This window comes from Caulobacter sp. BK020, assembly GCF_004342605.1.
Lineage (GTDB): Bacteria > Pseudomonadota > Alphaproteobacteria > Caulobacterales > Caulobacteraceae > Caulobacter.
Genome location: NZ_SLZL01000025.1, coordinates 18,843 through 32,648 on the forward strand (window position 1 = coordinate 18,843; position 13,806 = coordinate 32,648).

Annotated in this window: 10 protein-coding genes; 5 read left to right on the forward strand and 5 right to left on the reverse strand. The window is 67.6% G+C overall.

From position 1 onward, the window contains the following. Window positions 1–15: 15 nt before the first annotated feature. The 4 genes from EV278_RS21555 to EV278_RS21560 form a co-directional block, all read right to left on the reverse strand. On the reverse strand, window positions 16–711 hold the full coding sequence (locus tag EV278_RS21555; protein WP_132095917.1) for an HAD family hydrolase: 696 nt from the start codon (window positions 709–711) through the stop codon (window positions 16–18). Window positions 712–782: 71 nt separating this feature from the next. Continuing rightward, window positions 783–950, reverse strand: coding sequence for a hypothetical protein (locus tag EV278_RS24120; RefSeq protein WP_165916739.1), 168 nt, complete (start codon window positions 948–950; stop codon window positions 783–785). A gap of 107 nt (window positions 951–1,057) precedes the next feature. Beyond that, window positions 1,058–1,189: a hypothetical protein gene (locus EV278_RS24660; RefSeq protein ID WP_279389385.1), complete on the reverse strand. Its 132-nt coding sequence runs from the start codon at window positions 1,187–1,189 to the stop codon at window positions 1,058–1,060. A gap of 127 nt (window positions 1,190–1,316) precedes the next feature. After that, complete coding sequence (locus EV278_RS21560) at window positions 1,317–1,604, reverse strand: DUF1272 domain-containing protein (RefSeq protein WP_132095919.1); 288 nt, start codon at window positions 1,602–1,604, stop codon at window positions 1,317–1,319. Window positions 1,605–1,931: 327 nt separating this feature from the next. Between EV278_RS21560 and carA the strand changes: the two genes are divergently transcribed. Together carA and EV278_RS21570 are read left to right on the forward strand one after the other, a co-directional pair. Further along, on the forward strand, window positions 1,932–3,098 hold the full coding sequence (gene carA, locus EV278_RS21565; RefSeq protein ID WP_132095921.1) for a glutamine-hydrolyzing carbamoyl-phosphate synthase small subunit: 1,167 nt from the start codon (window positions 1,932–1,934) through the stop codon (window positions 3,096–3,098). A 129-nt stretch (window positions 3,099–3,227) separates the two neighbouring features. Beyond that, window positions 3,228–3,617: a hypothetical protein gene (locus tag EV278_RS21570; protein ID WP_132095923.1), complete on the forward strand. Its 390-nt coding sequence runs from the start codon at window positions 3,228–3,230 to the stop codon at window positions 3,615–3,617. A gap of 99 nt (window positions 3,618–3,716) precedes the next feature. Here EV278_RS21570 and EV278_RS21575 read toward each other — a convergent pair whose 3' ends face one another. After that, on the reverse strand, window positions 3,717–5,327 hold the full coding sequence (locus tag EV278_RS21575; RefSeq protein ID WP_132095925.1) for a carboxylesterase/lipase family protein: 1,611 nt from the start codon (window positions 5,325–5,327) through the stop codon (window positions 3,717–3,719). A gap of 177 nt (window positions 5,328–5,504) precedes the next feature. Between EV278_RS21575 and EV278_RS21580 the strand changes: the two genes are divergently transcribed. From EV278_RS21580 to EV278_RS21590, 3 genes are all read left to right on the forward strand, one after another. Further along, window positions 5,505–8,066, forward strand: coding sequence for a family 20 glycosylhydrolase (locus tag EV278_RS21580; protein ID WP_132095927.1), 2,562 nt, complete (start codon window positions 5,505–5,507; stop codon window positions 8,064–8,066). 394 nt (window positions 8,067–8,460) lie between these two features. Then, window positions 8,461–10,857 (forward strand): TonB-dependent receptor, encoded by a 2,397-nt coding sequence (locus EV278_RS21585; RefSeq protein WP_132095929.1) that lies wholly within the window; start codon window positions 8,461–8,463, stop codon window positions 10,855–10,857. A gap of 479 nt (window positions 10,858–11,336) precedes the next feature. After that, window positions 11,337–13,739: a TonB-dependent receptor gene (locus tag EV278_RS21590; protein WP_132095931.1), complete on the forward strand. Its 2,403-nt coding sequence runs from the start codon at window positions 11,337–11,339 to the stop codon at window positions 13,737–13,739. The last annotated feature ends 67 nt before the right edge of the window (window positions 13,740–13,806 follow it).

A 13,806-nucleotide genomic window follows, 5' to 3' on the forward strand; every position in this document is an offset into this window, starting at 1 on the left:
TTCTCCGGGGAAGGGTTAGGCGAGGCCGTCGACCCACCCCGGCAGTTCCGAAATCGATCCCAGCTCCACATAGCGCGCGTGGTCCTTCGGCGCGGTCGCCGCTTCGTGCGCCCACACCAGCGGGTAGGGGATCAGGGCGGCCCAGGCGCCGGCGTCCAGGGCGGGGATGATGTCGGACTTGACCGAATTGCCGGCCATCACCGCCTGCCGCGGTCCCGAACCGTGGCGGGCGAACACGCGGCGATAGGTGTCGGCGTCCTTCTCCGAGACGATCTCGACCGCGGCGAACAGGTCGCCCAGGCCCGAGCCCGCCAGCTTCTGCTCCTGGTGCAGCAGGTCTCCCTTGGTGATCAGCACCAGGCGATAGCGCTGGGACAGCTGAGCCAGGGCCTTTTCCACGCCGGGTAGCGGCTCGACCGGTTCGGTCAGCATCTCGCGCCCGGCGGCCAGGATCTGGCGGATCACGCCGATGCTGACCTGGCTGTCGGTCAGGTCCATCGCCGTCTCGATCATCGACAGGGTGAAGCCCTTGGCCCCATAGCCGTAGAGCCGCAGGTTGCGCTTCTCGGTCTCGGCCAGCCTGGCGTCGATCTGGGCCTCGTCGCCGTAGGGGGCCAGCAGCTCGACGAACCGTTTGTGGGTCAGGCGAAAGAGGGTCTCGTTGTGCCAAAGGGTGTCGTCGGCGTCGACGCCGACGGTGTTGACGGGCATGGAAAGCTCTCCGGATCCGCGCCGGTCATACGCCGCGTCGCCGCCCGAGGCCAAGCCGCAGCGAACGGCGCTCAGCCGTCTTCGCCGCCGCCTTCGAGCTCGTCGCTACGGAATGTCCGCTCCTCCAGCTTGAGGCGTTCTTCCTCGAACCGGTTGGTCAGGTGGAGCATCTGCTGGGTCAGGTTCGCCGAAATGACCGAGGCCGGCTCTTCGGCGAAGTCGTCATAGGAATTGGACATGCAAAGGCACAAACACAGCTAGGGCGCCCCCGCCCATGCCGACCCAAACGATGTCGGCTACCCGACGTTCCCAAGGCCAAGATAGGTTTTTCGGATCGAGCTCGAATCTAGAAGCTCTGTGTCACGAAGATCACGGCGCTGATCGGCGCCGCCACCGCCAGCAGCACGCGCAGGCTGGTCTCGACCAGGCCGTGCCAGTCCGTGGCGGCGGGGGCGATGCGGGCGACCGGCGGGTTCATGCGACCAACTCCTTTGAAGCTCGACCATGAGCCTCAAGGCGTTAACGCGTCGATCGCGCCAACGGACGCAGCCCCGCGACAAGTTGTTCCAGCTGTGGCGCCGAAGCGACGCTCCCTGGGACCAGCGTCAAGCCCACGCTGGCGGCTGCCTTTCCCGAGGGGGCGGCCGTACGGCGGCGCAGGCCGGATGGGCCTTGTAGACACGCTTCAGAGAAGCGGGGAAACGGTGCAGGGCCGCGGCCGGTCGGATCGGCCGGGCCGACAAGTCGCCGCCGCAGTTGGGACAGATCCCGGAGAATCGCGTTTCCACGCAGTCGGCGCAGAAGGTGCATTCGAAGGTGCAGATCCGCGCGTCCGCGCTGTCGGGCGGCAGGTCGCGATCGCAGCACTCGCAATTGGGACGCAGTTCGAGCATGGGCCGTCCTCCCGTGTTCTTATGCTGATTGTGGCGCTTAACCCTTCCAGCATAGGGGCTTTGAGGCCGCCAGCGCGAGGGGGCTTGGTGGCCGATCACGGGAATGTGGGGCCACGCTCGGACTCCCGTGATCAGAGGGGTTGACCCCCCCGTCATACCCCCCTAGACACGCCGCCGTTTGCGCGGCGGTCGGGCCAAAAGCCCGACCGCCTTCTTGCGAGCAGGGTCCGGCGGTAGCCGGACGCGGGTTGGGGTTACTCCCGGCCCGCCTTTTTGCGAAAATGATCCGCCCGTTCCGGGCCACGCGTTCAGGAGGCGCTTTATAGAATGTCCCAAGACCTTCTTCCCGGCGTCACTGGCGTTCTGGTCCTGGCCGACGGCACGGTCCTGCAGGGCGTCGGCTGCGGCGCGGTCGGCGATGCGGTCGGCGAGGTGTGCTTCAACACCGCCATGACCGGCTACCAGGAGATCCTGACCGATCCCTCGTACATGGCCCAGATCGTCGCCTTCACCTTCCCGCACGTCGGCAATGTGGGGACCAATCTGGAGGATCTGGAGCAGATGAGCGGCGGGGCCGAGACGGCCGCCCGCGGCGTCCTGTTCCGCGAGGTTCCGACGGACGCGGCCAACTGGCGGGCCAACAGCGACTTCGACGCCTGGATGCAGCGGCGCGGCGTCATCGGCCTAGCCGGCGTCGACACCCGCGCCTTGACCCGCAAGATCCGCGAGACCGGCATGCCGCATGGCGTGATCGCCCACTCGCCGACCGGTGCGTTCGACCTTCCCGCGCTGATCGCCAAGGCCAAGGCCTGGGCCGGACTGGAAGGCCTGGACCTGGCCAAGGACGCCTCGACCACCCAGACCTTCACCTGGGACGAGGGCCTGTGGTCGTGGCCGGAAGGCTACGCCAAGCTGGACCAGCCCAAGTACGAGGTCGTGGTCCTGGACTACGGCGTCAAGCGCAACATCCTGCGCGCCCTGGCCCATGTCGGGGCCCGCGCCACGGTGGTGCCGGCCAATACCTCGGCCGAGGACATCCTGGCCCGCAATCCCGATGGCGTCCTGCTGTCCAACGGCCCGGGCGACCCGGCCGCGACCGGCGCCTACGCGGTGCCCGAGATCCAGAAACTGGTCGAGAGCGGCAAGCCGGTGTTCGGCATCTGCCTGGGCCACCAGATGCTGGCCCTGGCCGTCGGCGCCAAGACGGTGAAGATGGAACAGGGGCACCATGGGGCCAACCACCCTGTAAAGGACCTGACCACCGGCAAGGTCGAGATCGTCTCGATGAACCACGGCTTCACCGTCGACAGCGCCAGCTTGCCCGCGGCCGTCACCGAGACCCACGTCTCGCTGTTCGACGGCACCAACGCCGGCATCGCCCTGACCGACAAGCCGGTGTTCAGCGTGCAGCACCACCCCGAGGCCTCGCCCGGCCCGACCGACAGCCTCTATCTGTTCGAACGCTTCGCCGGCCTGATGGACGCGGCGAAGTAGGCGGCCTAACGGCTCCGCTTACACAAAACAAAAACCAAGCTGTCATGGCCGCATCACGCTCCCCGCCGGGGAGCGTGATAGCCTCTTCGCGTTCCGGTTCACCTGCGACCCTTCGACGACGAGGATCCCATGGCCTACGAACGCATCGGCGGCGAGACGATCGCCAACGCCGCCCTCGACGACTTCTTCCAGCGCGCCCAGGACGACGACCTGCTGACCCATCTGGTCGGGCCGGTGATCTCGCCCGGCGTCCGGGCCTTCATGGCCGCGGCCCTGGATCTCGGGAACGACGACGAGGCGCGCCTGGCGCCGGCCCTGGCCTGGCTCTCGGACAGCGGCCCCGAGGACGAGGACCTGGACCACATGATCGGCCACCTCGCCCTGGCCCTCGAGGCGCAAGGGATCGGCGACGAGATCATCGCCGAGATCGCCGACCGCGCCGAAAGCCTGCGTGACGCGGCGCTGGGGGTCTGGCCGGACGACGAGGATGAGGACGAGGACGACGAGGTGGCCGCCTAAGGCGTCGACCCCCTCAGTCGGCGGAGTTTATCCTGCGGCCGGCCAAGGGCCGGTCCGGAGGGCCGACAGCTCCCCCAAGGGCCGGAGGGGGCGCGCTACCTAGGTCCCGAACTGCGTGAACGGGACCTTGTTGAACAGCTCGCGCTCGGCGCCGCGCGGGTCGTCTTCCATCCGCGTGGCGTTGTCGAACACCAGGGTCTGGCGCCGGGGCAGGGTGTAGGGCTCCCACTTCGGGATCGACGGGTTGTTGGGATCGCCCGTGCGGGCGAAGGCCACGAAGGTGTCGGCCAGCCGCTCGTGCATGGCCACGGCGTCCGGTCCCGAGCCGGTGATCACGCCGGGCGCGTCGAAATTGCCGAACACCAGCTGCATGTCCAGGGTGTGGGGCGCGCCCCAGACGCCGCCGTCCTTGGGCGCGCGCCAGTCCAGCTGGTAGGCCCAGGCCGGGGCGCCGGCCTGGGCGCGTTCCTCGTCCTGGATGATCGCCGCCTTCCACGAGCGGCCGGCCGTCGACGCCGCGAAATAGACGTCGGCCGGGGTGTAGTGCGGATAGATCCTGCGATAGGCCGCCACCACGGTGGCCGGGTCGATGTCGATGCGGGCGTTGAACTGGGCCGGCAGCCTCTCGATCACCTGCTCCCAGGTGAGGTTCATCAGGCTCTTGTCGTAGCCGACGAAGCCGCGGGTTTCGTCGTGGGTGTTGCCGACCATCATCGGCACGGAGAGCCCGTCCGGCGCCGCGTCGGGGAAGAACGGGTGGCGGGTCAGCGAGCGCTCGTCCAGCACCGGGCCCATATAGACCCCGCCGCCGCCGGCGATCGGGTCGATGGCCTTCAGCCCAGCCAGGAACTGGTCGGCGGGCAGGGCGCGCAGGGCGGCCAGGTCCTTGATCCCAAGCTTGTCGACGAAGCCCCTGGCGCGTCGGGTGGCGTTGAACGGGCCGCCGACGGTGACCTGCTGACCGCTCATGGTCGCCGCACGGTGGAACAGGCCCTTGGCGGCCGGCATGGCCATCAGGGTGGCGATCTTGGCTCCGCCGCCCGATTGGCCGAACAGCATGACCTTGCCCGGATCGCCGCCGAACGCGGCGATGTTGTCGCGCACCCATTGCAGGGCCAGGACCAAGTCCAGCTGACCCACATTGCCGCTGTCGGCAACGCTCGGGTCGTCGAACAGGCGTGCCAGGTACAGGTAGCCGAAGGCGTTGAGCCGGTGGTTGACCGTGACCACCACCGCCTCGCCGCGCCGGGCCAGCTTGGTTCCGTCGTACCAGGGGCTGGCGCCCGAGCCGGTGTTGTAGGCGCCGCCGTGGATATAGACCATCACCGGGCGCTTGACCCCGTCGGCCAGGCCGCTCTTGCCCACCTTGGCCGGGGTCCAGACGTTGAGGAACAGGCAGTCCTCGCTCAGCGCCTCGCCGTCCTCGCCCTTGCCCTGCGGACAGGCCGCGCCATAGGCCCGGGCGTCGGCCACGCCGGTCCAGGGCCGGGGTGGCTGGGGCGGCATGAAACGCAGCGGCCCGGTGTCGGCCCCGTAGCGCACCCCCTTGAACACCTGGACGCCGTCGCCGGCCGCGCCGCGCACCTTGCCATAGGTGGTGGCGACCACCGGACCCGACTTGGCGGCGGCGAGGGCCGGGCCCGAGGCCAAGGCGAAGGCCGCGCCCGTGCCGGCGATCAGGCCGCGGCGATCCAGGTGAAGCTGATCCATGGGTTTCCTCCGGCGCGATTGGGCTCGCGCTCGGCGGATTGGCTACCACGGATCATGACACCGGTGACATCCACTTTTTTAGCGCCGGTAGAGCCCGGCGCGGACCCGCAGGTTCACATCGGAGATCGAAAGCTGCTAGCCCGTCTCGGGGGTAGGTCTGCGAATCCTGGAGACTCCATGCCACGACGCCTGATCGCGCTGATCGCCTCGACGGTTCTGGCCACGGGCGCTCACGCCCAGCCGAGCCAGGGGGAGCTCGACCGTTTCGCGGCCACGCTCGATGTGGGCTACCAGGTGCTCGACAACCGCCCAGGTCCCGCCGCCTGCGCGCCCGCTCTGGGCTGCCATCTGGCCGAGCTGACCCTCGCCGCGCCCCAGACGCCTGCCGCCGGTTGGTCGCTGTATTTCAGCAGCGTCACGCCCATCCTGCGGGCCGACAGCGACGCCTTCGCCCTGAGCCACGTCAACGGCGACCTCTACCGCCTGACGCCGACGCCGGCCTTCGCCGGTTTCGCGGCGGGCCGCCCGGTTCGCATCCCGCTGAAGCTGGAAGGCCACCAGCTGTCCGAGCTCTATCCAATGCCCAACTATTACGTCGCGGCCGACGGCCTGGCGGCGCGGACCATCGCCAGCACCCGGCCGATGATCGATCCCGAGACCGGCCTGGAGACCCTGCCTTTCGTCGCGCCGTTCACCGACGAGGCCCGGCTGGCCGGCGGTTCGACGGCCGACGCCACGGTCTGGGCCACCGCGCCCAGGGTCTACGCCGCCAACGCCGCGGCCGGGGCCAGCCTCCAGCCGATCCCGCGCGCCGCCGTCCTGCCCACGCCGCTGAGGACGAGGCTGGATCCGCGCGGCGGCGAACTGGACCTGACGCGCGGCGTGAAGGTGTCGATCAGCGGCCTTCCACGCGCGGCGCTGGCCGCCGCTCTGGCGTCCCTGGCCAAGGCCGGCGTCGGCGAGACGGCCGGCGGCGTCCCGCTGCGCATCCGGCTGGCGCCCGGCGACAAGCTGGCGGCCGGCGGTTACCAACTGACGATCAAGGCGGGCGGCGTCGCGATCGTCGCCTCCGACCCGGAAGGCGCGGCCAATGGCCTGGCGTCGCTGACCCAGCTGGTGGGCGCGCCCCGCACAGCTCCGCTGCTGACCATCGACGACGCGCCGCGCTTCGACTTCCGCGGCCTGCACATCGACGTGGCGCGCAACTTCCACTCCAAGGCCGAGATCCTGGCCATCCTCGACCAGATGGCGGCCTACAAGCTGAACCGCCTGCACCTGCACCTGGCGGACGACGAGGGTTGGCGGGTCGAGATCGCCGGCCTGCCGGAGCTGACCACGATCGGCGCGCGCCGCTGCCACGATCCGGCCGAGCGGACCTGCCTGCTGCCGCAGCTGGGCTCCGGGCCGGACCCGTCGACGCCGGTCAACGGCTTCTATTCCCGCGCCGATTATGTCGAGATCGTCCGCGCGGCCCAGGCGCGCCACATCCAGGTGATCCCGTCGTTCGACATGCCCGGCCATTCGCGGGCGGCGATCAAGGCCATGGAGGCGCGGGCCGCCCGCCTGCGCGCCGAGGGGGCGCCGGAGGCCGAGGCCGGCCGCTACCTGCTGAGCGAAGCCGCCAACGCCTCGGTCTACAGCAGCATTCAGCACTACAGCGACAACACCATCAATGTCTGCCTGGACAGCGCCTACGCCTTCCTCGGCAAGGTAGTGGACGAGATGGCGGCCCTGCACGCCGCCGCCGGCCAGCCCCTAACCCGCTACCACATCGGCGCCGATGAGACCCCCGGCGCCTGGAGCGCCTCGCCGGCCTGCGCGGCCTACGAGGCTCGCACCGGGGTCAGGCCGGCCGAGCTGGGCGGGCACTTCATCGAGAAGGTCTCGGCCCTGCTGGCGGCGCGGGGCGTGGTGGTGGCCGGCTGGAGCGACGGCATGAGCCACGCCGAGCCCGATCGCATGCCGGCCAAGGTCCACTCCAACAACTGGGGCGCCTTGGCGGGGGAGGGGCCCGCCAGCGCTCACCTCCAGGCCAACCAGGGCTGGGAGGTGGTGATCTCCACGCCCGAGGTCCTGTATTTTGACAGCCCCCAGGCGGCCGATCCCAAGGAACGCGGTTACGACTGGCCCTCGCGCGCCACCGACACCCGCAAGGTGTTCGACTTCATGCCCGAGAACCTGCCCGCCCACGCCGAGCTGTGGCCCGACCTGAGCGGCAAGCCGCAGGCCTCGAAGGACGACCATCCGCTGGAACCCGGCGTGCGCTTCAGCGGCCTGCAGGGCCAGCTGTGGAGCGAGACGATTCGCTCGGACACCCAGGTGGACTACATGCTGTATCCGCGGATGCTGGCCCTGGCCGAGCGGGCCTGGCACGGCGCCAGCTGGGAGACGCCCTATACGCCCGGCAAGGCCTACGACCCGACGACCGGGGCCTTCACGGCCGAGATGCGGGTCCGGCGCGACGCTGACTGGAGGGCCTTCGCCAACCTGCTGGGCGGGCGCGAGCTGGCGCGGCTGGACGCGGCGGGCGTGGCCTATCGCATCCCGACGGTCGGAGCGGTGGTCGAAAACGGCCGGCTGCGGGCCAATGTCGAGTTCCCGGGCCTGCCGATCGAGTATCGGGTCGATGGCGGCGCCTGGCGGCCCTATGCGCCCGACGCGCCGGTCGTCGGCAAGGTCGAGGTGCGGGCTCGTTCGGCGGACGGCAAACGGGCGGGACGGGCGGTATTTATCCCCTGAGACGGTCGCCGGGCGCCGCAAAGGCGCCCCAATCATAATCATCGCGCTGCACAAAAATCATGGCCGGCGCCATCCAAAGGGGCGCCAAGACCCCTCAGGACGTCCGTTACGATCCGATGATGGCCGTGGCGCTTGCGGAAATTTCACGTTCGACGAACTGTTTCCGTCGCGACCTTGGTCGTGATTTGTGTCTGTATTCGCGTAAAAAAACAAGAACACGCTTACCGGGAAACGCCACAGAGGAGAATAACAATCGCGCTTAGATAGCGCCTGAGGGGGTATTATGAATAATCGTTCGCGAAACATCCTGCTCGCGGGAGTTTCCACCGTCAGTATCGCTTTTGCTTATGGCGCAAATGCTTATGCGGCCGATACGCCCGAGCCTTCGCCCGAAGTGGCCGAACTTGAGGCCGTGATCGTCACCGGCACGCGCACCACCGGCATGAAGGCCGTGGACAGCCCCGCGCCGATCACCGTCCTGGGCAACGATGTCCTGAAGAAGACCGGCCAGCCTGACATGATCCAGGCCCTGGCCCAAAACGTGCCGTCCTTCAACGCCCAGGCCTTCGGCGGCGACACCGCGAACCTGACCCTGTCGGCCAAGCTGCGCGGCCTCAGCCCCAACCACGCCCTGGTCCTGGTCAACGGCAAGCGCCGGCACGGCACGGCGAATCTGGCGGTGCTGGGCGGGCCTTTCCAGGGCGGCGCCTCGGCCGACCTGAACTTCATTCCGCTGGCCTCGGTCGACCACGTCGAAGTGCTGCTCGAAGGCGCAGCCGCCCAGTACGGCACCGACGCCATCGCGGGCGTCATCAACATCATCCAGAAGAAGTCGACCACCGGCGGCGAGGTCGTCCTGTCGGGCGGCAAGTATTTCGACGGCGGCGGCGACACCGGCGACTTCACCGCCAATGTGGGCTTCGCCCCCAACGACAAGTCCTACCTGAACATCACCGGCGAGACGAAATATCACGGGTTCAGCTTCCGCGGGGACTCCGACCCGCGCACCCTGAACACCCCCTACAACACGACCTCAAGCTCCAGGCTCTCGAACTATCCGGAAATCGCCAACGCCAGCGACTATCCGTACATGAACCGGATCGCCGGCGACGCGCAGTACCGCCTCAGCACCCTGGCCTACAACTTCGGCTACGAGGTGACGCCGGACATCGAACTCTACAGCTTCGGCACCTACGGCTACAAGAAGAGCCAGGCCTATGAGAACTACCGGGTGCCCAGCCTGGTGGTCGGCAAGGACGGCACGCGGGCGCGTCCGCTGGGCTTCAGCCCCAAGGAGTCGATCACCGAGCACGACTACGCCGTCACCGGCGGGGCCAGCGGCGTGCTGGCGGGCTGGAACTTCGACCTGAGCACGACCTACGGCAAGGACGACGAATCGGTCAATGTCCTCAACTCGCTGAACCGCTCACTGTACATCGACAGCTCGACCGCCACGACCAAGGGCTTCTCGCCCAGCGACTTCCACGCGGGCGACTTCATCGGCTCGCAATGGTCGACCACCCTGGACGTGACCCACGACTTCGACGTCGGCCTGGCCGGGCCCCTGACCTTCGCGGCGGGCGCCGAGTACCGCGAGGAAACCTACGAGATCAAGGCGGGCGACGAGGGGTCGCGCTACAAGGAAGGCTCGCAGTCCTATCCGGGCTTCTCGCTGACCGACGCGGGCAAGCACGATCGCGACAACAAGGCCGTCTATGCCGACCTGGCCGTCAAGCCGATCGAGGCGCTGCAACTGGACGCCGCGGTTCGCTACGAGAAGTTCAGCGATTTCGGCGACACCACGGTCGCCAAGCTGACCGGCCGCTACGACTTCTCGCCAGCCTTCGCCGTGCGGGCCACGGCCAGCACCGGCTTCCGGGCCCCGACCCTGGCCGAGGAGTTCTACTCGGCCACCAACGTGTCGCCGACTTCGGCCTTCGTGCAGCTTCCGCCCAACTCGGCGGCCGCCAAGCTGGTGGGCGTCAACGGTCTGAAGCCGGAGAAGTCGGATAACTACAGCGTGGGCTTCGTGACCCACCTGGTCCCGAAACTGACGATGACGCTCGACCTCTACGAGATCAAGATCAAGGACCGCATCGTCGGCTCCGGCTCGTTGTTCGGCTCGGGCGGCGCGATCAACTCGCCGGCGGTTCTGGCGGCGATCATCGCCAATGGCAATGTGCTGGACTCCACCGTCACCCAGACCGGCATCAACATCTTCACCAACGGCCTGGACACCCGCACCAAGGGCGCCGACTTCGTGGCCACCTACAGCAGCGACTTCGACGACTGGGGTCATGTCGACTGGTCGCTGACCGCCAACTACACCAAGACCGAGGTCACCCGGATCGCTCCGCCGCCCTCGCAATTGGCGGCGGGCGTGTCGCTGTTCGACAAGACCGCGATCTCCAACCTCGAGGACACCGCGCCCAAGTATCGCGTCGTGCTCGGCGAGCTGTGGTCCAAGGACAAGTGGACCGTCAACCTGAAGGAGTCGCTCTACGGGCCGGCCTCGCAGTGGGCCAGCCGCACTGGCGCGACCTACTACAAGACCGAGATCAAGGCGGCGGTGCTGGTCGACCTCGACGTCAGCTACCAGGCCCTGGAGTCGGTCAAGCTCAGCATCGGGGCCAACAACCTGCTCAACAAGTACCCCGACCGGGTGAACGGCGGCCTCAAGGACGACTTCTTCCGCGCCAACAGCAACGGCTACGTCACCAAGTTCCCCAGCTTCTCGCCGTTCGGCATCAACGGCGGCTACTATTACGGGAAGATCACCTACAGCTTCTAGGGCCCAGAGCGGTTCCGGCGTCCACGGTTCGGATGTCGGGGCCGCGATCGGACCAGATCATCGAGCCGGACGTTCGCGTCCGGCTCGTCCTGTTTCAGGGGCGCGGAGGCTTTTTCGGCCCTCGGGCGCTGCGCCAATGATCAGAAGACCGCCAAAAGCCGCGACGGGCGCCGTGCAATGGGGCGCCGGGGCGGATCTGACGCCGCCTCGTCATCCATTAACGGTTACGCCCATTGCCGAAGGTTCCCCCCTGATGAAGTCTTCAATCGGCGGCGGTCGGCCGTCCGCTGTATATGTCGAGGCAGCTGAAAGACACTTCTTACGGTTGATAGAGTTCGAAAACCGAAAAACAAAAAATGCGTGGGGAAGATTCCGCGGGAAGCGAAGCTCATGCGCGCTTGTAGCGCCACCAGGGGATCTTAATGAATAAATATTCGCGAAATATCCTGCTTGCCGGGATTTCAACTCTTTCGATCAGCATGGCGAACGCCGGCTTGGCCTATGCCGCCGACACGCCGGCCGAGCCGGCCGTCACCGAGGTCGAGACGGTCATCGTCACCGGCACCCGCGTCACGGGCCTGAAGGCGGTCGACAGCGCCGCGCCGATCCAGGTCGTCGACTCCGCGTCGCTGAAGCGGGCCGGCAAGCCCGACCTGATCGCGGCCCTGGCCCAGGCGATCCCGTCGTTCAACGCCCAGTCGTTCGGCGGCGACACCGCCGCCCTGACCTTGTCGGCCCGGCTTCGCGGCCTGAGCGCCAACCACACCCTGGTGCTGATCAACGGCAAGCGGCGGCACGGCACGGCCAACCTGGCGGTCCTGGGCGGACCCTACCAGGGCGGCGCGGCCGCCGACCTGAACTTCATCCCGCTGTCGGCCATCGACCATATCGAAGTGCTGACCGACGGCGCCGCGGCCCAGTACGGCACCGACGCCATCGCCGGCGTGGTCAACATCATCCTGAAGAAGAACACCTCGGGCGGCTCGCTGGACGTCACGGCCGGCCGCTATTACGGCGGTGACGGCAAGACCGGCAACGTGTCGGGCAATATCGGCCTGTCGCCGTTCGCCAATTCCTACCTGAACCTCACCGCCGAGACCCGCTACCACGACTTCAGCGACTGGGGCGGCGACGACCAGCGCGTCGTGCGGGCCGTGGCGGCCGGCGCCGACTGGGCCACCAGCCTGGCGGGCTATCCGCACACCAACAAGATCTCGGGCGACGCCCGCTATCAGCTGACCACCTTCGCCTACAACAGCGGCGTCGAGATCGGCGACCTGGAGCTCTATTCGTTCGGCACCTACGGCCACAAATACGCTGGCGCCTACGAGAACTTCCGCACGCCCACCCGCCTGCCGCAGCTCTATCCGCTGGGCTTCAATCCGATGGAGACCATCAAGGAAGAAGACTACGCCGTCACCGGCGGGGTGAAGGGCAAGGTGTTCGGCGACTGGGACTGGGATCTGAGCTCGACCTACGGCCGCGACTTCGACGACATCAATGTCACCAACTCGGTCAACAAGGACCTCTATCTCGCCCCTTCGTCCGTTCCCGGCCATGGCTCGACCCAGTCGGCCTTCGATGCGGGCGCCTTCCTCGCCACCCAGTGGACCACCACCCTGGACGTCAGCCGCCCGTTCGACATCGGCCTGGCGGGGCCGCTGAACGTCGCCTTCGGGGTCGAGCAGCGCCACGAAACCTACAAGATCAAGGCCGGGGAATACGCCTCGCGCTACAATGGCGGGTCGCAATCCTATCCGGGCTTCTCGCTGACCGACGCCGGCAAGCATGAGCGCGACAACGTCGCCACCTATCTCGACCTGGCGGTCAAGCCAGTGGAGGCCCTGCAGCTGGACGCCGCCGTCCGGTACGAGCATTTCAGCGATTTTGGCGACACCACCGTCGGCAAGTTGACCGGCCGCTACGACTTCTCGCCGGCCTTCGCCCTGCGCGGCACGGCCAGCACCGGCTTCCGCGCTCCGACCCTGGCCGAGGAGTACTATTCGGCCACCAATGTCGGACCGACCTCGGCCTTCGTGCAGCTGGCCCCCAACTCCGCCGGCGCCAAGCTGGTGGGCGTCAACGGCCTGAAGCCTGAAAAGTCGACCAACTACAGCGTTGGCTTCGTGGCTCACCCGGCCTCCAGCCTGACGGCGACCCTGGATGTCTACCAGATCGAGATCGAAGACCGGATCGCCGGCAGCGGCTCGCTGTACGGGGCCGGCGGCGCGGTGAACTACCCGGCGGTGGCCGCTGCCATCGCGGCCAACGGCAACTCGATCTCCGACGACGCCACCGACATCGGCATCAACATCTTCACCAACGGCCTGGACACCCGCACCCGCGGCGCCGAGGCGGTGGTCACCTATGCGACGAGCTTTGGCGACCTGGGTCGCGTCGATTGGAGCTTGGCGGCCAACTACGGCAAGACCGAGGTCACCAAGATCGCCGCCGCGCCGCCCCAGCTGTCCGGCGCTTCGCTGTACGACAAGGCCGCCATCTCCGACCTGGAAACGGCTTCGCCGCGGTACAAGGTCTCGGCCGGCGCGCTCTACAATCGTGGGCCGATCACCGTCAACCTGCACGAGACGCTGTACGGAAAGTCGTCCGAATACGCCACCTATGACGGCGGCACCTACTGGCTCGAAAAGATCAAGCCGGCCTTCATCACCGACCTGGAAATCGACTGGCGGGTGATGGAGCAGTTCAAGGTGTCGATTGGCGCCAACAACTTGTTCGACAAGCACCCGGACAAGAAGAGCGCCGCCGAACTGAAGGACGAGGCCGACAACGGCAACGGGGCCCAGGACATCTATCCCAGCTTCTCGCCCTACGGCCTCAATGGCGGCTACTACTACGCCAAGTTCGCCTACAACTTCTGATCTCTGGAAAGTGTTGTGAAACAAGGAAAAGCCGGGCCTCGCGCCCGGCTTTTCTGCTTTTTCGTCA